Source organism: Anaerococcus lactolyticus ATCC 51172 (assembly GCF_000156575.1).
Lineage (GTDB): Bacteria > Bacillota > Clostridia > Tissierellales > Peptoniphilaceae > Anaerococcus > Anaerococcus lactolyticus.
This window is the reverse complement of sequence record NZ_GG666045.1, coordinates 340,571-359,725: the sequence shown is the minus strand read 5'-3', so window position 1 is coordinate 359,725 and position 19,155 is coordinate 340,571. Positions and strand designations below refer to the sequence as shown.

The window sequence follows — 19,155 nt, the reverse complement described above, 5'->3', positions numbered from 1 at the left end:
GTAGATTTTTTACTTGCCTAAATTCAATTCTATTTGATTTTTTGTTTTTTCTCTTTCGGCCATTTTTTCATTATAGCAAGACCTACATAGGGGTTCGTAAACATCCTTTGAACCTATTTGTATCCTTGAATCATCACTAGATTTTCTGTAGGATGCCCAAGCGTCTTCACCACATGATGCACAAATGGCGTGGTGTTTTATTAATTCATCCGCTAGAGGCATTATTTCTTTTATAATTTCAAAGGGTTTAGCTTTGTAATCCATATCTAGTCCTGATATGACTATGGTTATATTTTTTGCCATGAGTTTATTAAAAATGTCAACTACTTCACTAGGCTCGTTTGGAAAAAATTGTAATTCGTCAATACCGATTGCATCTATTTCATGTTTTTTAACGTAGTCCAAAATTTCATTTAGATTTTCTATCTTAATTGCATCTAGGGATAAGTTATCATGAGAGACAATTTTTTTATCACTATCTCTGTTATCAACTGATGGTTTAAAGGCTACTGTTTTATAATTTGCTATTGTCATCCTGTAAAGCTCTCTCCAGAGGGAGGTTGTTTTGCCTGAAAACATTGATCCTGTGTGGACAATTAACTTACCTTGTCTTTTTATCATTTTCTTAAACATTGAACTTAAATTCCACTACATCTCCATCTTGCATGATGTAGTCCTTTCCTTCCATTCGTAGTTTACCAGCTTCTTTAGCTTTTGCCTCACTACCAGCTGCTACTAAATCATCATAGGAAATAACATCTGCCATAATAAAACCACGTGCTATATCTGAGTGGATTTTTCCTGCTGCATCTTGGGCACGAGTACCTTTTGTGATTGTCCAAGCTCTGGTTTCAACTTCACCGGTTGTTAGGTAGGATATGAGGTTTAAAGTTTTATAAGAATCTTTAATTACCCTGTCTGTGCCAGATTCTGTAAGGCCAATCATAGCGAGGAATTCTTCTCTTTCCTCCTCTGTTTCTAGTTCTGAAATTTCTTGCTCGATTTTTGCAGATACAACAGAAACTTCAGCTCCTTCGCTTTTAGCAAAGTTACGAACTATTTCTACATATTTATTGCTTGCACCGTCATCAGCGGCATCATCTTCATTTACATTGCACACATATATAATTGGTTTAGTAGATAGGAGTTGGTAAGACCTTAAAAGTTTTTTCTCTTCGTTGTTAAGGTCAAGGATTCTTGCAGATTTTCCTTCTTCAAGTACTGCTACAATTTTCTCTAGAACTTCTACCTCGGCTCTGGCACTTTTGTCAGCCCTAGCTACTTTTCTTTTCTTTTCCAAAACCTTATCAACAAGCTCAAGGTCGGAAAGGATTAGTTCAAGGTTAATAGTTTCAATATCTCTTAGTGGGTCAACAGAACCATCTACGTGGGTCACATTTGGGTCATCAAAACACCTTAAAACTTCTACAATAGCGTCAGTTTCTCTGATATTTGATAAAAACTTATTACCAAGTCCTTCACCCTTACTAGCTCCCTTTACAAGGCCAGCTATATCGTAAAATTCTACAACAGCAGGGACTATTTTTTTTGAATTGCTCATTTCTGACAGCACATTTAATCTATTGTCAGGTACATTAACAAGACCAACATTTGGGTCAATAGTAGCAAAAGGGTAGTTTGCTACGAGTGCACCTGCTTTTGTTATGGCATTAAATAATGTTGACTTGCCAACATTAGGTAGGCCGACTATTCCTAGTTTCATCTCATTCACTCTCTCTTTTTATTTATTCTTATAACTATTATATTATAATGGATTTAAAGAAAAAATCAATCTTTATCAAGCTTAAAATAGGTTCTGAAGTCTGGTATAATGATATATAGAAATAATATTAAACTGTGATAAAATATTACTATAAGCTCGAGCAAGTAGTCTTGCTTAATTTAAAGATTAGGAGATAAGGATGAGTATAAATAAAAGATTAGAACAATTAAGATCTTTGATGAGAGATAGAAAAATTGATGCCTACATTGTTGCAACATCAGATCCTCACCAATCAGAATATTTAGCAGATCATTATAAAACAAGAGAATTTATTTCAGGTTTCACTGGCTCGGCAGGAACAGCAGTAATAACTTTGAAAGAAGCTAGGCTATGGACTGACTCCAGATACTTCTTGCAAGCCCAAAAAGAATTGCAAGGTTCTGAATTTGAATTAATGAAGATGGGCGTTGAAGGCTATCCTACTATTGTTGAATACTTAGACGAAAATATAGCCGAGTTTGGTAAAATTGGTTTTGATGGAGAATGTTACTCTGTAACAGGTTATAAGGACCTTTCAGAAAATATGGGTGCAAGAGTTTTAGTTTCAGACCTTGATTATATTTCCAAAATTTGGACTGATAGACCAGACCTACCAAAAGATAAGGCGTGGATTCATGATGAAAAATATTGTGGCTTAAGCCTAAAAGAGAAACTTGAAATCCTAAGAGAAAGAATGGCTTTAAACCATTGTGATTATACATTTATAGGTGCACCAGAAGATATATGCTATCTATTAAACATCAGAGGAAATGATGTGGCTTATAATCCAGTTATCCTTTCCTATATTCTTATTTCAAAAGATAAGGCTTGCTTATGTATTGATGAAGAAAAGATTGCTGGAAGTGTTCGTGAATATTTAGAAGAGAATGGTATCAGCATTTATTCTTACGAATACATTTATAGCCTCTTAAAAAATATTCCAGGCAAAAATAGGATTTATCTTGATCCTGCAAGGACAAATGTAGCTATCTATGATGCTATAAATGCAAATGTAAAAATCACCCAAGGAATTAACCTAACTACCTATATGAAGGCTGTGAAAACTGATGCAGAAATAGAAAGTATTAAAAAAGCTTATATTATTGATGGTGTTAGCCTTGTAAAATTCTTTAACTGGCTAGAAGTTGGAGCTAAGACAGGGTCATTAAATGAATTAGTTGCATCAAACAAGCTCCATGATTTGAGGGCTCAAAATGAAAGTTTCATAGAAGATTCTTTTGAAACTATAGCTGGTTATAAAGACAATGCAGCAATAGTTCATTATGCGCCTTCAAAAACTGGTTCAAAAACATTAAGAGACGAGGGAATGATCCTTGTTGATTCAGGTGCCCACTATAAAGAAGGAACAACTGATATTACTAGGACCATAGCTCTTGGTAGCCTTAGAGAAGATGAAAAAATTGATTATACTTTGGTTTTGAAATCTTTCTTAAGTTTATTTCTGGCTAAGTTTAAGAATAAGACTAAGGGTACTAGACTTGATATGATAGCTAAATATCCATTGTGGAAGGCTGGAAAAGACTTCTTCCATGGAACTGGTCATGGAGTCGGCTTTGTCCTTACTGTTCATGAGGGTCCACAGGCAATTTCAGAAAGAAATGAAGTTGAATTTGTTGAAAACATGACAACATCAATTGAGCCTGGTCTTTATATAGAAAATAGCCATGGAATTAGAATTGAGAGTGAAGCTTATGTAAAAAAAGCATTTGATAATGAGTTCGGTCATTTTCTCGAGTTTGAAACTCTAACCTATGTACCAATTGACACTAGACCAATTAAAATTGAAATGCTTTCTACAGAAGAAATTGACTGGCTTAATGCTTATAACAAGAAATGCTATGAACTTCTAAGTCCATATTTAGATGGTCATGATTTAGAATACTTAAAAGAAAGTTGCAAGGAAATTTGAGTCACAAAGAACTTAAGGAAAAATTAAAAGAACTACCAGAAAAACCTGGTGTATATATAATGAGAAATGCTGATGGGGAAATTATTTATGTTGGTAAGGCTATTTCTCTAAAAAATAGGGTCAGACAGTATTTTGACAATAATAAAAACAAGGGCGCCAAGGTTCTTGCCATGGTAAGTCATATTGCTGATTTTGAATATATAATTGTTCAAAATGAAGTTGAGGCCTTGGTTCTTGAGTCTAACCTCATAAAGAAAAATAGACCAAAATACAATATTGTTTTAAGAGATGACAAACAATACCCTTATATAAAAATAAATAAAGAAAAATTCCCCAGGATTCAAAAGGTAAGGCAAGTTAATAAGGATGGGGCAGATTATTTTGGGCCCTATCCAGATGCCTATGCAGTTAATGATGCCATAGATTTATTTCATGACTATTACCCCTTTAGGACTTGTAATTTGAATTTTGATAGGGGTCAGAGTCTTGATAGGCCATGCCTAAATTATTTTATAAAAAAGTGTAAGGGTCCGTGTATTGGCGAAGAAGATGAAAGCACCTACCTAAGTAAGATGGATGATGTCAGGCAGTTTCTTGATAAAAAAGATAGAAAAATTTCTGATAAGGTTCTAGAAAGAATGAATGAAGAAAGTGCTAAACTGAATTTTGAAATGGCAGCTAAGTACAGGGATTATTATAGGGCACTTTCAATTCTTTCTGAAAGACAAAATGTGACGGAAACAACTGGTGATGATGTCGATATTATCGCTATTAGCAAGGGTGTTTCAATTATAGTTGTTCAAGTTTTCTTTATGCGTAAGGGGCATATTGTCGATAGAGAACACTATATCATTAAAAATGAATTTGCGGAAGAAGAAGCTGATATTATTTCGTCCTTTATCAAGCAATTCTACTTAGATTTGATTTTTATACCAAAAGAGATACTTGTCCAAACCCTGCCTAGTGATTTGGAATCAATAACCGATTTTCTTAATCAGAAAAAAGGCTCCAAGGTTAAAATCCATCAACCAAAATTGGGCAAGAAGTTTGAACTTATTACCATGGCTGCAAGAAATGCTGAAGACATGCGTATTAAACATGAAAAAAGAATTGATAGGAAAGAGAGAAATAAGTCTTCAGGGCTAAACCAACTTAAGGAAATTTTAAATGTTGACAAAATTAATAGGATTGAAGCTTATGATATTTCGAATACTTCCGGTGTACAGTCTGTTGGATCGATGGTAGTTTTTGAAAATGGGATTTCTGCTCCTAAGGAATATAGGAAATTTAAAATTAAAACAGTAGAAGGTCCAGATGATTATGCTTCTTTAAGAGAAGTGTTGATTCGAAGGTTCACAAATGCAAAAAAAGAAATAGCCAAAGGCAGTACCCATACAGGATTTGGTAAATTACCTGATTTGATTTTGATGGATGGTGGTAGGGGGCAGGTTTCTATCGCCAAAGAAGTTTTTAAAGAGATGAATATTGATATAGAAGTAGCAGGTCTTGTTAAAGATGATAAGCATACCACAAGAGGCATCATTTATAATAACGAGGAGATTCAAATTAGAAGAAAAGACCCTGTTTATAAGCTGATTTATGAAATTCAGGAAGAAGCTCATAGGTTTGCCATAAACTACCACAGGTCTTTGATGAGAAAGTCGATGAAAAAATCTGAACTTGATGATATAAAGGGCGTAGGTAAAAAAACTAAGGCAAATCTTTACAAGCATTTTAAGACTATTTCTAATATTAAAAAGGCTAGTATTGAAGAATTGATGGAAGTTCCTCTTGTAGGCAAGGAAGCGGCTGTTGAGATATATAAATTTTTTAGGTTGAAAGGATAGTTGATGACAGAAGTTTTTGATATTGATGATAAAAGTGAACAAATATCGGAAGTTAATTCCGGAGCAAACCATAAGACAATCAAACTTTACAAGGTTGTCGAAAATTTGGGGCTAGAAATTATTAGTGCTTCGACAGATTATAAGGAAATTGTTCTGGAAAATGCTGATGTAAATAGACCGGGTCTGCAACTTACTGGCTATATGGAAGAATTTCCTTATAAGAGACTTCAAGTTATAGGAACTGTAGAGTATAACTACCTAACAAGTCTGGATAGCAAGATGCAATACGAGAGATTTAGGGGAATTTTATCCTATGCTATACCAGCAGTAATTTTTTCTTATAATAGGGAGATAAATGAAGATATAGTTGATTTGGCGAGATATTATAATATCACTCTTTTAAGATCACCTGCTAAGACTACTAAGTTAATTTCGGATATATCGGACCAACTCGAATACCAATTAGCACCGACAACAAATGTTCATGGTGAACTTCTAGAAATATTTGGTATAGGAGTTTTAATAATGGGTAAGTCTTCAGTAGGTAAGTCTGAGACTGCTCTTGAACTTGTGACCAGAGGTCATAGGTTGGTTGCTGATGATATGGTAGATATAACTGCAATTGATAAAAAAATTGTAGGGGAGGCTCCTGAAAACATTAGGCACTTTATGGAGTTGAGGGGTCTTGGTATAATAAATGTTCGTAGACTTTATGGTTCGGGAGCAATTAAGCTTCAGACAGAAGTCGATATGGTAATTGAGCTTGAACAATGGAAAGATGATTATGAATATGATAGACTTGGGATTGATGAGCACTACATCGAACTACTCGGCATTAAGCTACCTCATCTAGTTGTGCCTGTAAGGGCTGGTAGAAATATTGCACTTATTATTGAAGTTGCTGCCATGAATCAAAGAGAAAAAGCTTTTGGATATAATGCTGCAAGAATAATGACTGATAGCATTTTCCATCCAGAAAGACTTGTAGATAAATCAGAAAAAATAGGGGGTTAACTCCTATTTTTTTATTTTGAAAAATTTGTCAAGGATAACTTTTTCCTATATAATAAAATTAAGAGATGAAATTAATCTCTTTATATGCATTATAAATTATAAAAGAGAGGAAGGATTGAAATGACAATTAAAAGATCTAAAAAAACAATGGATGGAAATACGGCTGCGGCACATATTTCTTATGCATTTACTGAAGTAGCAACTATATTTCCGATAACCCCTTCTTCACCAATGCCTGAGTGCGTTGACGTGTGGGCTGCCAATGGAAGGAAAAATATATTTGGCAAGGAAGTTATAGTTAAAGAAATGGAATCTGAAGCAGGTGCTGCTGGCGCTATGCATGGTTCACTAGGAGCCGGCGCCCTTACTACTACATATACATCAAGCCAGGGTCTCTTACTAATGATTCCAAACCTTTATAAAATCGCTGGTGAAAGACTACCTGGAGTTTTTCACGTTGCAGCCAGGACAATAGCAACTCATGCCTTATCAATATATGGAGACCACTCTGACGTCATGAGTGTAAGGCAAACAGGTGTAGCCATGATGGTGGCAAATTCGGTACAAGAAGTTATGGACCTAGGGGCTGTTGCCCACCTATCAGCTATTAAAGCAAGGCTTCCATTCTTGCAATTTTTTGATGGGTTTAGGACCAGTCATGAAATTCAAAAAATTGATGTCTGGGACTATAAAGATCTAGCACCTCTTGTTGATTATAACCAAGTTAGGTTCTTTAAGAATACATCATTAAATCCAGAAAGACCAAAGACTATGGGTACTGCTCAAAAAAATATTTTCTTCCAAGCGACAGAAGCTTCAAATATGATTTATGAACAAGTACCGGGTATTGTTGAAGATTATATGGATAAAATTAATGATTTAATAGGTACAAATTATAGGCTATTCAATTATTATGGTGCACCAGATGCAGAAAGAATTCTTATAGCTATGGGCTCTGTGTGCCAAACCATTAGAGAAACTATTGATGAATTAAGGAAAAATGATGAAAAAATAGGCTTGGTTGAAGTCCATCTATTTAGACCATTTTCTAAAGAACACTTATTAAAGGTAATACCAAAAACTGTCAAAAAAATAGGGGTTTTAGATAGGACTAAGGAGAAAGGTGCTGAGGGTGAACCACTTTATAAGGATGTTGTTACAGCCTTTTACGACGAAAAGAATAAACCGGAAATAATAGGTGGTAGGTTTGGTCTTGGATCTAAGGATACTATTCCAGCTGATATTGAGGCGGCATTTAATAATCTTAAATGTGAGATGAAAAAAGACTTTACTCTTTCTATCCATGATGATGTAACCAATAAATCACTTCAAAGAACTGAATTAAGAATTAGGCACGAAGGCGAATCAAGATGCAAGTTTTGGGGCTTTGGCTCTGATGGTACGGTTGGAGCTAATAAGGAAGCCATTAAAATTATTGGCGATAATACTGACATGTATGTCCAAGCCTACTTTGATTATGATTCAAAAAAATCTGGAGGCTTGACTGTATCCCACTTAAGATTTGGTAAGGAACCAATTCTTTCAACTTATTTGCTAGATGAGGCGGATTTTATTTCTTGTTCAAAACAAGCTTATGTATTCAATTATGACCTCCTAGCTGGCCTTAAGGATGAGGGAATTTTCTTATTAAACACCGTTTGGGCAAAAGAAGAATTAGAAGAACGTCTACCTGGATCAATGAAAAGGTATCTTGCTAAACACAAAATCAACTTTTATATAATTGATGCCAGCCATATAGCAGAAAAAATAGGTCTTGGCTCAAGAACAAACATGATTATGCAATCAGCCTTCTTCAACCTAACCAAGGTAATAGATACAGATGATGCAATGAAATACCTAAAAGACTCTATAGTAAAGGCCTATGGTCATAAGGGTGAAGACATTGTTTCTATGAATAACAAGGCTGTTGACATGGGGGCAAGTGCTTACGAAAAAATCAATATCCCAGAAGCTTGGGCAAGTGTTAAAGATGAAGTAAAAGAAGAAGTAAAACTTCCTGATTTTATCAAAAACATTGTCAAGCCAATGGAAGAGCAAAAAGAAGATGAAATCCCTGTTTCTGCCTTCAAAGATATCGATAATGGTGCTTGGGAAACAGCCACAACCCAATACGAAAAGCGAGGGGTAGCCTTAAATGTGCCTGAGTGGCAAATTGATAAGTGTATCCAATGTAACCAATGTTCATTTGTATGTCCGCACGCTGTAATAAGACCATTTTTAGTAACAGAAGAAGAAAAAGCAAAGGCTCCTGCAGGTTTTGCAACAAAGAAAGCAATAGGTAAGGGGCTAGAAGGTTACGACTTTAGGATTCAAATATCACCACTTGATTGTACAGGCTGTGGCAACTGTGCTGATGTATGTCCAGCTCCTCAAAAAGCTTTGATTATGAAACCTTTTGAAGAAGAAGTTGAAAAAGAGAAGGATGATTGGACTTTTGCTCACGAAGTTGTCGGATATAAAGAAAATGTTATGGATGATTCTTCAGTCAAAGGTAGCCAGTTTAAGAGACCTTTACTAGAATTTTCTGGTGCCTGTGCAGGGTGTGGTGAAACTCCATACGCAACAGTTATAACCCAATTATTTGGAGATAGGATGTTGGTTGCTAATGCGTCCGGTTGTTCATCAATTTGGGGAGCAAGCGCACCTTCAGTTTCTTACGCTAAAAATTGTGAGGGCAAGGGTCCTTCATGGGCAAACTCTTTGTTTGAAGATAACGCCGAATACGGCTATGGCATGAAACTTGCAACAGACTCAAATAAGTATCTCCTAGAAGTCTACATGAAAAATTTCCTAGAGCTAAACCTTGAGACTCCATTTAATGAGGTTTTTAAAAAGTGGATTGAAAACAAAGATGATGTTAAGGGCTCAAAAGAAGCGACAGCTGAAATATTAAAAATAAAAAATGAAACTGTAGATTCTGAAAATGGACGAAGTCTATTAGAAAAAATATTTGATTTAAAAGATTATTTAATTAAAAAATCTGTATGGATTTTCGGTGGTGATGGTTGGTCTTATGATATTGGTTATGGTGGTGTAGACCATGTTTTAGCCAGTGGAGAAGACATAAATATCCTTGTTTTTGACACAGAAGTATATTCGAATACAGGTGGTCAATCTTCAAAAGCCACACCGCTTGCAGCAGTAGCTCAATTTGCAGCATCAGGTAAAAAAGTAAGAAAGAAAGACTTGGGTTTAATGCTATCCACATATGGTTATATTTATGTGGCACAAGTGGCCATGGGTGCAAATCAAAACCAATGTTTAAAGGCAATGAGAGAAGCAGAAAGCTATGATGGTCCATCAATCATAATTGCATATGCACCTTGTATCAATCATGGTATTAGAATTGGTATGGGTAAATCTCAATACAGAGAAAAACAAGCAGTTGAAGCTGGTTATTGGCATTTATGGAGATATGATCCAAGACTAGAAGATGAAGGAAAAAATCCATTCCAATTAGATTCTAAAGAGCCATCTGCATCTTTCCAAGAATTTATCCAAGGTGAAGTAAGGTATTCTTCACTTAAGAGGTCTTTTCCTGAAACAGCTGACGAGCTTTATGAAGAAGCAGAAAAAGCTGCGAAGGCAAGATACAATACCTATAAGAGACTTGCAGGAAAATAATTTCATAAAAGAAGCAGGCAGAAGCTTGCTTCTTTTTAAAATCTATTTAAAACTTTAGAGAAATAAAATTTTATACAGACTGCTCCTAAATACGAGCATATTTATTCATTTGCTTATGTTTTATAAATTATATAGCTTATGGAAATGGATGAATTTGGTTATTTATTAGACGGTTATAGATTGATAATAAATATGCTATATGAATAAAAAATGAAAATATTTTCTCCAAGTCTTGACAAAGAATGAAAATATAATTATACTAATAGTAGTGTTAACGATAATTGCTTATAATTATTTTAGGAGGTCTAGATGACAATTACTAGAGCAATGAAGACTATGGATGGTAACACAGCAGCAGCGCACGTTTCATATGCGTTTACTGATGTAGCTACAATATATCCTATCACACCTTCTTCACCAATGCCAGAAAGCGTAGACGTATGGGCAGCAAACGGACGCAAGAACTTATTTGGTCAAGAAGTTAAAGTTAAAGAGATGCAATCAGAAGCCGGCGCAGCAGGAGCTATGCATGGATCACTTGCAGCAGGAGCACTAACAAGTACATATACAGCAAGCCAGGGTCTATTATTAATGATTCCAAACATGTATAAGATTGCTGGAGAAAGATTACCAGGTGTTTTCCACGTTTCTGCAAGAACTATAGCAACTCACGCACTATCTATTTATGGTGACCATTCAGACGTTATGGCTGCTAGACAAACAGGTTGCGCTATGCTTGTATCAAACTCAGTTCAAGAAGTTATGGACTTATCTCCAGTAGCTCACTTAGCTGCTATTGAAGGTAGAATTCCTTTTATCAATTTCTTTGACGGATTTAGAACAAGTCACGAAATTCAAAAAGTTGAAGTTTGGGACTACAAAGACCTTGCTACAATGTTAGACTTCAAGGCTGTTGAAGAATTCAAGAACCATTCACTAAACCCTGAAAGACCAAAACACATGGGTACAGCTGAAAAGAATATCTTCTTCCAAAGAACAGAAGCAAGCAACACAGCTTATACAGATATCGTTGGTATAGTTGAAAACTATATGAACCAAATTAATGAAAAAATTGGAACAAACTATGGTTTATTCACATACTATGGTGCTGATGATGCAGAAAATATCATCATAGCTATGGGTTCTGTATGTCAAGCTGCTAGAGAAACAATTGATGTTCTTCTAAAAGAAGGCAGAAAAGTTGGTATGGTAGAAGTTCACCTATACAGACCATTCTCAAAAGAACACTTACTAAAAGCAATTCCTTCTACAGTTAAGAAAATAGCTGTTCTTGATAGAACAAAAGAAAAAGGCGCTGTAGGAAGCCCACTTTACCTTGATGTTAAAGCATGCTACTATGAAGAAGAAAAGAGACCATTAATCATTGGTGGTATTTTCGGTCTTTCATCAAAAGATACAATTCCAGCAGACATTAAGGCTGTTTATGACAACCTCGACAAAGATGAACCAAAACATGACTTCACATTATCAATAACTGATGATGTTACTAACAAATCACTTCCAAGAGATGATTTCAAAGTTAGACATGAAGGTACAAGCAGATGTAAATTCTGGGGATTCGGTTCTGATGGTACTGTAGGTGCAAACAAACAAGCTATCAAGATAATCGGTGATAATACAGACATGTATGCACAAGGTTATTTCGATTATGACTCTAAAAAATCAGGTGGTTTAACTGTATCTCACTTAAGATTCGGTAAAGAACCTATCCTATCAACATACCTATTAGACGAAGCTGACTTTATTTCTTGTTCAAAACAAGCTTACGTTAACCAATATGACCTATTAGCAGGTATTAAAGAAGGTGGTACTTTCTTATTAAATACTGTTTGGTCAGTTGAAGAACTAGAACAACACCTTCCAGCTAAGATGAAGAGAGTTCTTGCTGAAAAGAATATTGATTTCTACATCCTAGATGCAAGCCATATTGCTCAAAGCATCGGTCTTGGTGGAAGAACAAACATGATCATGCAATCAGCATTCTTCAACCTAACAAAAGTAATTCCAGTAGAAGACGCTGTTAGATACTTAAAAGAATCAATAGTTAAATCTTATGGTCACAAGGGTGAAGACATTGTAAACATGAACTACAATGCTGTTGATAAGGGTCTTGAAGCTCCAATTAAAGTTAACGTTCCAGCTGAATGGAAAGATGCAGTTGACGAAGTTAAAGAAGAAAAAGAACTACCAGATTTCATTAAAAACATCGTTAAACCAATGCTTGAACAAAAAGAAGATGACCTTCCAGTTTCTGCTTTTAAAGGCATCGAAAATGGTGAATTTGAATCAGGTACAACAGCTTACGAAAAGAGAGGTATAGCTCTTAACGTTCCTGAATGGCAAATAGATAATTGTATTCAATGTAACCAATGTTCTTACGTTTGCCCACACGCTGTAATTAGACCATTCTTAGTAACAGAAGAAGAAAAGGCTAATGCTCCTGAAGGCTTTGAAACTAAAAAAGCTATTGGTAAGGGCATGGACGGATTTACATTTAGGATTCAAGTATCTCCACTAGACTGTACAGGATGTGGTAACTGCGCTGACGTATGTCCAGCTCCAAAGAAAGCTCTTCTAATGAAACCTTTCGAAGAAGAAGTTGAAAAAGAAAAAGATCATTGGACATATGCTCATGAAGTTGTTGGCTACAAAGAAAATGTTATGGACGACATGACATTAAAGGGAAGCCAATTCAAACAACCATTATTCGAATTCTCTGGCGCATGTGCAGGTTGTGGTGAAACTCCATATGCTAAATTAATTACCCAATTATTTGGCGATAGAATGTATATAGCAAACGCTACTGGTTGTTCTTCAATCTGGGGAGCATCTGCACCAGCTATGTCATACACAAAGAACCTTGCAACAGGTAAGGGTCCAGCTTGGGGTAACTCATTATTTGAAGATGCTGCTGAATACGGATATGGTATGAAACTTGCAGCAGAAGCAAATACTCACTTACTTGAAGATAACATGACTAAGTTCCTAGAACTAGGTCTTGATTCTCAATATAACGAAGCATTCAAAGCATGGCTTGAAGGAAAAGATGATGTTAGAGCTTCTAAAGAAGCAACAGCAGCTATCTTAAATGTTAAAGAAGAAGTTGAAGGCGAAGATGCTAAGAAATATCTAAACAACATCCTTAAACTAAAAGACTACATGATTAAAAAATCTGTATGGATCTTTGGTGGTGACGGATGGAGCTACGATATAGGATTTGGTGGCGTTGATCACGTACTTGCAAGTGGTGAAAACATCAATATCTTCGTATTCGATACAGAAGTATATTCTAACACAGGTGGACAATCTTCTAAATCTACACCATTATCAGCAGTAGCACAATTTGCTGCATCTGGTAAAAAGGTAAGAAAGAAAGACCTTGGTCTAATGATGACTTCATATGGTTATGTATATGTAGCACAAGTTGCTATGGGCGCAAATCAAAACCAAACTCTAAAGGCTATTAAAGAAGCTGAAAGCTATGATGGACCATCTATCGTAATTGCTTACGCTCCATGTATTAACCACGGTATCAGAATTGGTATGGGTAAATCACAATACAGAGAAAAACAAGCCGTAGAAGCAGGTTACTGGCACTTATGGAGATTTGACCCAAGACTTGCTGAAGAGGGTAAAAATCCATTCCAATTAGACTCTAAAGAACCTACAGGATCATTCCAAGAATTCATCCAAGGTGAAGTAAGATATTCATCACTTAAGAGATCATTCCCAGAAACTGCTGATGAGCTTTATCAAGAAGCTGAAAAAGCAGCTAAGGAAAGATATGAATCTTACAAGAAATTAGCAAATAAATAATATAAGCAAGAAAAATCGCCATTCATTGGCGATTTTTTCTTTGCAAAAATACATAATTATTATATTAAATAAGAATATAATTAAAATAGAATTCAGATAGGTGTCAATAATTTATCAGACTTACAAATTTATGGTATAATAAAGTAAAACGAAGATTTATTATTAATACACTTTGGAGGTATTATGACGATCAGATATGTAAATAATTTAGGAAAAATAACAATCGATGATTCCGTTATTGCAAATATAGCTGTTGCAAGTGTTATGCAATCTTATGGGGTTGTAGGACTCGCATCAAGATCTGCTAGAGATGGGATATACAAGCTTCTTGGAGTAAATAACATGCAAAGAGGCGTTGAGGTTATAAGAAGAGACAATGGTACAGTTGCTATTTACATTTCTTTATTTTTAGAATATGGAATAAGAATACCTGTAGTATGCCAAAATATAATCGACAATGTTAAATATAATATTGAGAAATCTTTGAATGTTAATGTTGCAGAAGTAAATATCTATGTTCAAGGAATCAATAGATAGGAGAAGTATGAAAGTAATTGACGCAAGTAAGCTCCAACAAATGGTCATTGGAGCCTATAAATATTTAGAAGAGAATAAGTCTCTTGTAGACGAATTAAATGTATTCCCTGTTCCTGATGGAGATACAGGTACAAATATGAATATGACCATGAAATCCGGTGTAGATAAAGTAAATCAAACAAGCGGATTAAGTGTTGAAGAAATAGCCAAAGCTCTTAGCCAAGGCACACTTATGGGTGCTAGGGGTAACTCTGGGGTTATCTTATCTCAACTTGTTAGAGGAATGTCTAAGACTCTCAAAGGTAAGGATGAGATTGGTGCTCTTGAAATAAGAGATATTTTTAAAAATGCAACAAAAACTGCCTATAAAGCTGTCATGCAGCCAACAGAAGGAACCATCCTTACTGTTGCTAGAAAGATGTCTGAAAAGGCAGAAGAAGCTTTTGATGAAAATAAAAATTTAGATGATTATCTTGTGGAAATCATAACTGAGGGTCAAATTGCTCTTGATAATACACCAAAACAACTTCCAGTTCTTAAGGAAGCAGGAGTAGTAGATTCTGGTGGACAAGGTCTGATGTTCCTACTTAGGGGTGCTCTTAATGCTCTTAATGGAGATATCGACAGAGATATTGACCTATCAAGTTCAGAAAGTGTAGAAGAAGGTTCCTATAAGATTTACTTCGAACTTTTAATAAAAGAAAATGACTTTAAAAAAATTAGTGACTCAATTGATTCTTTGTCAACAAATTTCGACTATGAATATAAAGATGGTCACCTAAAGGCAGAAGCACGTTCTGAATATCCACAACAAATAATTTCGAAGATCCTAGTTGACGGTATTTTAGTAAAACTTGAAGTTGAAAATACTAAACCAGATATCGAAAATGCTGTAAAAGAGCCTGAAAAACTCAAAAAATACGGATTTATAGCTGTATCAAGGGGTGAAGGTTTTGATGATATATTAAAGTCTATGAATATAGACAAAATTATTTCAGGAGGCCAAACTATGAACCCTTCTACAGAAGATATTTATAAAAATATCGAAGAAGTGGCAGCTGAAAATATAATTATTTTCCCAAATAATAAGAATATAATTATGGCTTCAAAACAGGCTTGCCAATTGACTGACAAAAATGCTATGGTTTTAGAAACAAGATCTATTCCAGAAACATTCACTGCTATGCTCGAGTTCGATGAAGATGAAGATTTAGAAGAGAATATTGAGAATATGGCAGATGCTATTAGTGATATGCACACAGTAGAAGTTTCTATTTCTATTAGAGACACAAGTGTCAATAATATTGAAATTAAGAAAGATGACTATATAGGCATCCTTGATGGAAAGATTGTGGCAACTACTTCTAATATTGAAGAAACAACTAGAGAGGCTATCAAAATTGCCATTGACAAGGACGATGATATATCATTAGTAACCCTATATTATGGTGAGGAAGCTGATAAGAGAAAGGCAAAAGAACTTGTGAAGAAGCTTTCAAAAGACTATAAGGATATTGATATTGAGTTAGTCTACGGCGGACAGCCAGTATATTATTATCAAGCTACACTTGAATAAGGATTTAACAAGCTTGAAAGGGATAGGCCCTAAAAAAGCTAAGGCTCTTTCAAAGCTAGATATATATACTGTTAGGGACCTATATACTTACTATCCAAGGGAATACGAGGATAGAAGGATTAAAGCTAGCGTTTTAAAGGCAAGTCCAACTAGGTCTTATTATTTCGAATGGAAAGCTATTTCAAAAGCCTACGTAAAAAGATTAAAGAACATGATTGTTTCTTATATGTATTTTGCTGAAGGCGATTTTAAAAAAATCAGAGTCATTTGGTTTAATGATAGGTTTTCTATAAGAAAGATTAGATTAAACGAGACTTATAAGTTCTACACTAAAGTAGCTTATAAAAATGGTTACTATGAGTCAGTAAATCCTATTTTTGAAAATTTAGATGGGGATATGATAGGGGCAATATACTCTATGTATCCACTAACTTCTGGTATCAGCCAAAAAAATCTGAATGCTTTTATCAAGGAAGCCTTAAAAGAATTTGATGTAAGAGAAGACATTTTATCAAAGTCACTAAAGGAAAGATTTAATCTTATGGATAGGGAAAAGGCACTTAAAGAAGTGCATTTTCCTAGTAATCTTCAAACCTTATTTAAAGCAAAAACAGACATAAAAATTGGTGATTTATTAAAAGAATTAATTTTTTTAGATTATCTCGGAAAACTTCAAAGAAATAAACAAGATATAAGTTTAAAATATGATTTGAAAGAAATATTAGCCAAACTTTCTTTTTCCCTAACAAGGTCTCAACTAAGGTCATTGAAGGAAATTTTAGAAGATTCTGATAAAGATATTTCGATGAATAGACTTTTAATAGGAGATGTTGGTTCTGGTAAAACTATTGTGGCCATGGTTTCAATGCTAGTTTTTGGATTAAACTCTTATCAAGCAGCCATGATGGTACCGACAGAGGTGCTTGCTATCCAACAGTATGAAAAATATAAGGATTTTATTGGAGGATTTGGACTAAAGCTTGCTCTTTTAACTGGTTCTTCCAAGAATAAAGAAGAAATTAAAGAAGGTCTTCGAGACGGCACTATTGATATGGTAGTCGGTACTCATGCCCTAATAGAAGAAGACGTGAAATTTAGGAATTTAAGACTTGTTGTAAATGATGAACAGCACAGGTTTGGTGTAAGGCAAAGGCAGGAATTGGCAAAGAAAGGTATTGATGCTAACTACCTAACAATGACAGCTACACCCATTCCACGAACTTTAAGTCTTAGAATAAATAAGATGTTGGATCTAAGTATAATCAACGAACTTCCTAAAGGCAGGGCTAGCGTTATAACAAGTATTGTCAATGAAGACCACCAAGAATTTCTTTTTGAAAATATAAAAGAAGGTCTAAAAGCTGGTAGGCAAGTTTATGTTGTTAGCAACAATATTGATGCAGAGGATACTAATTCTGTAGAAAATCTTTATAAAAAATATAAGAAAATCTTTAAGACTCATCGAGTAGAAAAACTTCACGGAAAACTTAAGGCGAGTCTTAAGGAAGAAATTTTAAAAAAGTTTAATAACCATGAAATTGATATTTTGATTTCTACGACAGTCATTGAAGTAGGAATAGATGTGGCAAATGCAAATACGATGGTTATTTATAATTCTAATAATTTTGGCTTATCCCAACTTCATCAATTGAGAGGTAGAGTTGGCAGGGGAGAATATGATTCTTATTGCTACTTAGTTAGTAAAGATGTTAATCCTAAAAGTAAGCTAAAAATTCTAGTAGATTCTAATGATGGTTTTGAAATATCACAAAAAGACTATGAACTGAGAGGTGGGGGCAAGATATTATCCCTCATCCAACATGGGAAAAATCTTTCTGAGATTGAATTTTTAAATATGACTGAGGAAGAAACTAATAAAACCTTCGAAATATTTGATTACCTAAAAGAAAATTCTTATAAGGGTGTTAATTTAGAATTTATAAGAGATTATTTTGATGAAGATAAGGATATTATATTAAATTGATGAAAGTAGTAGCAGGAAAATATAAAGGATACAATCTATTGAGTCCCAAGTCTAAGACTTCTAGGCCAACCGACAATAAAGTTAAAGAAGCTATCTTTGATATGCTTTATCCTTACAAAAATAGTTTTAGGGCCTTAGATCTTTTCTCTGGCACCGGTCAAATGGGGATAGAGTTTTTATCTAGGGGAGCTGATGAAGTTTACTTTAACGAAAAAAATTATTCTAATTTTTCCATCCTTAATCAAAATCTAGATAAGGTTGATAGGCAAAGAGTTTATGCTTCAAAGATGGATTTTATAAGGTGTTTGAAAGATTTGTCAGAAAAAGGTTTGGATTTTGACTATATTTTTTTAGACCCACCCTATGAGACAGACTTTATAGACAAGGCTTTATTTTATATTTTAGAGTATGACTTATTAAGTGAAGATGGTATAGTTATTACTGAATCAAGTAAAGATATAGATTTTTCTGATAAGTATAACTTAAATATTTTGAAAGATAAATCTTATGGAAGGAAATTTATAAAATTTTATACAAAATGAAAGTAATTTACCCAGGTAGCTTCGATCCCCTTACAAAGGGTCATATGGACATTATCAAAAGACTGAGTAGTATGTTTGATGAAGTGATTGTAGCTATATTAAATAACGAAAACAAATGTTCTCTATTTACTGTTGATGAAAGAAAAGATATAATAAAAGAGGAAATTAGAGACGAAAAGCTATCTAACACATACATATATTCCTTCGATGGACTATTAGTAAAATTTGCACAAGATCATGATGTCAAGCTAATAGCTAGGGGATTAAGGGGTGTTACAGATTATGAATATGAAAAGGATATTGCTAGAGTTAATTCAACTCTTTATGAGGGACTTGAGACAATTTTTCTACTAAGTAATCCTACTTATTCATTTGTTAGTTCGAGTGGTGTTAGAGAAATAGCTGCTTTTAAAGGTGATGTGTCAGCGTTTGTAAGTCCAAGCGTTGAGAAAAAAATTAAAGAAAAATTTAACTATTAGGA

The 19,155-nt window shown here is 34.5% G+C and carries 12 protein-coding genes; 10 read left to right on the top strand and 2 right to left on the bottom strand.

The genetic code is table 11. The features are described from left to right. Nucleotides 1-9: 9 nt before the first annotated feature. Both HMPREF0072_RS04300 and ychF read right to left on the bottom strand, forming a co-directional pair. Nucleotides 10-633, bottom strand: a complete 624-nt coding sequence (locus tag HMPREF0072_RS04300; protein WP_004827621.1) for a thymidine kinase — start codon at nucleotides 631-633, stop codon at nucleotides 10-12. Continuing rightward, nucleotides 626-1,723 (bottom strand): redox-regulated ATPase YchF, encoded by a 1,098-nt coding sequence (ychF, locus tag HMPREF0072_RS04295; protein WP_039931104.1) that lies wholly within the window; start codon nucleotides 1,721-1,723, stop codon nucleotides 626-628. Before ychF ends, HMPREF0072_RS04300 begins: the two co-directional genes overlap by 8 nt. A gap of 199 nt (nucleotides 1,724-1,922) precedes the next feature. Here ychF and HMPREF0072_RS04290 point away from each other — a divergent pair, with 199 nt between their 5' ends. The 10 genes from HMPREF0072_RS04290 to coaD all read left to right on the top strand — a co-directional run bounded on the left by HMPREF0072_RS04290 (nucleotide 1,923) and on the right by coaD (nucleotide 19,153). Continuing rightward, complete coding sequence (locus HMPREF0072_RS04290) at nucleotides 1,923-3,692, top strand: aminopeptidase P family protein (RefSeq protein ID WP_004827617.1); 1,770 nt, start codon at nucleotides 1,923-1,925, stop codon at nucleotides 3,690-3,692. Next, nucleotides 3,689-5,539, top strand: coding sequence for an excinuclease ABC subunit UvrC (gene uvrC, locus HMPREF0072_RS04285; protein ID WP_039931103.1), 1,851 nt, complete (start codon nucleotides 3,689-3,691; stop codon nucleotides 5,537-5,539). Before HMPREF0072_RS04290 ends, uvrC begins: the two co-directional genes overlap by 4 nt. Nucleotides 5,540-5,542: 3 nt before the next feature. Further along, a complete protein-coding gene (hprK, locus tag HMPREF0072_RS04280) occupies nucleotides 5,543-6,553 on the top strand; it encodes an HPr(Ser) kinase/phosphatase (protein ID WP_004827611.1) in 1,011 nt (336 codons plus the stop codon). 120 nt (nucleotides 6,554-6,673) lie between these two features. After that, nucleotides 6,674-10,198, top strand: a complete 3,525-nt coding sequence (gene nifJ, locus HMPREF0072_RS04275) for a pyruvate:ferredoxin (flavodoxin) oxidoreductase (RefSeq protein ID WP_004827609.1) — start codon at nucleotides 6,674-6,676, stop codon at nucleotides 10,196-10,198. A gap of 309 nt (nucleotides 10,199-10,507) precedes the next feature. Then, complete coding sequence (nifJ, locus tag HMPREF0072_RS04270) at nucleotides 10,508-14,035, top strand: pyruvate:ferredoxin (flavodoxin) oxidoreductase (RefSeq protein WP_004827608.1); 3,528 nt, start codon at nucleotides 10,508-10,510, stop codon at nucleotides 14,033-14,035. A 183-nt stretch (nucleotides 14,036-14,218) separates the two neighbouring features. Continuing rightward, nucleotides 14,219-14,572, top strand: a complete 354-nt coding sequence (locus HMPREF0072_RS04265) for an Asp23/Gls24 family envelope stress response protein (RefSeq protein ID WP_004827605.1) — start codon at nucleotides 14,219-14,221, stop codon at nucleotides 14,570-14,572. Between the two features lie 7 nt (nucleotides 14,573-14,579). Then, nucleotides 14,580-16,148 (top strand): DAK2 domain-containing protein, encoded by a 1,569-nt coding sequence (locus HMPREF0072_RS04260; protein WP_039931101.1) that lies wholly within the window; start codon nucleotides 14,580-14,582, stop codon nucleotides 16,146-16,148. Nucleotides 16,149-16,161: 13 nt separating this feature from the next. Beyond that, nucleotides 16,162-18,132 carry an ATP-dependent DNA helicase RecG gene (locus HMPREF0072_RS04255; protein WP_248601165.1) on the top strand — a complete coding sequence of 657 codons (1,971 nt, stop codon included), beginning with the start codon at nucleotides 16,162-16,164 and terminating at the stop codon, nucleotides 18,130-18,132. After that, nucleotides 18,132-18,674 carry a 16S rRNA (guanine(966)-N(2))-methyltransferase RsmD gene (gene rsmD, locus HMPREF0072_RS04250; RefSeq protein ID WP_037327624.1) on the top strand — a complete coding sequence of 181 codons (543 nt, stop codon included), beginning with the start codon at nucleotides 18,132-18,134 and terminating at the stop codon, nucleotides 18,672-18,674. The genes HMPREF0072_RS04255 and rsmD overlap by 1 nt, the downstream gene beginning before the upstream one ends. Continuing rightward, nucleotides 18,671-19,153, top strand: coding sequence for a pantetheine-phosphate adenylyltransferase (coaD, locus tag HMPREF0072_RS04245; protein ID WP_004827598.1), 483 nt, complete (start codon nucleotides 18,671-18,673; stop codon nucleotides 19,151-19,153). Before rsmD ends, coaD begins: the two co-directional genes overlap by 4 nt. The last annotated feature ends 2 nt before the right edge of the window (nucleotides 19,154-19,155 follow it).

Excerpts from the sequence above, each read along its gene's own strand:
- HMPREF0072_RS04300 (WP_004827621.1), bottom strand. The coding sequence starts at position 633 with ATGTTTAAGAAAATGATAAAAAGACAAGGTAAGTTAATTGTCCACACA.
- ychF (WP_039931104.1), bottom strand. The coding sequence starts at position 1,723 with ATGAAACTAGGAATAGTCGGCCTACCTAATGTTGGCAAGTCAACATTA.
- HMPREF0072_RS04290 (WP_004827617.1), top strand. The coding sequence starts at position 1,923 with ATGAGTATAAATAAAAGATTAGAACAATTAAGATCTTTGATGAGAGAT.
- hprK (WP_004827611.1), top strand. The coding sequence starts at position 5,543 with ATGACAGAAGTTTTTGATATTGATGATAAAAGTGAACAAATATCGGAA.
- nifJ (WP_004827609.1), top strand. The coding sequence starts at position 6,674 with ATGACAATTAAAAGATCTAAAAAAACAATGGATGGAAATACGGCTGCG.
- nifJ (WP_004827608.1), top strand. The coding sequence starts at position 10,508 with ATGACAATTACTAGAGCAATGAAGACTATGGATGGTAACACAGCAGCA.
- HMPREF0072_RS04265 (WP_004827605.1), top strand. The coding sequence starts at position 14,219 with ATGACGATCAGATATGTAAATAATTTAGGAAAAATAACAATCGATGAT.
- HMPREF0072_RS04260 (WP_039931101.1), top strand. The coding sequence starts at position 14,580 with ATGAAAGTAATTGACGCAAGTAAGCTCCAACAAATGGTCATTGGAGCC.
- rsmD (WP_037327624.1), top strand. The coding sequence starts at position 18,132 with ATGAAAGTAGTAGCAGGAAAATATAAAGGATACAATCTATTGAGTCCC.
- coaD (WP_004827598.1), top strand. The coding sequence starts at position 18,671 with ATGAAAGTAATTTACCCAGGTAGCTTCGATCCCCTTACAAAGGGTCAT.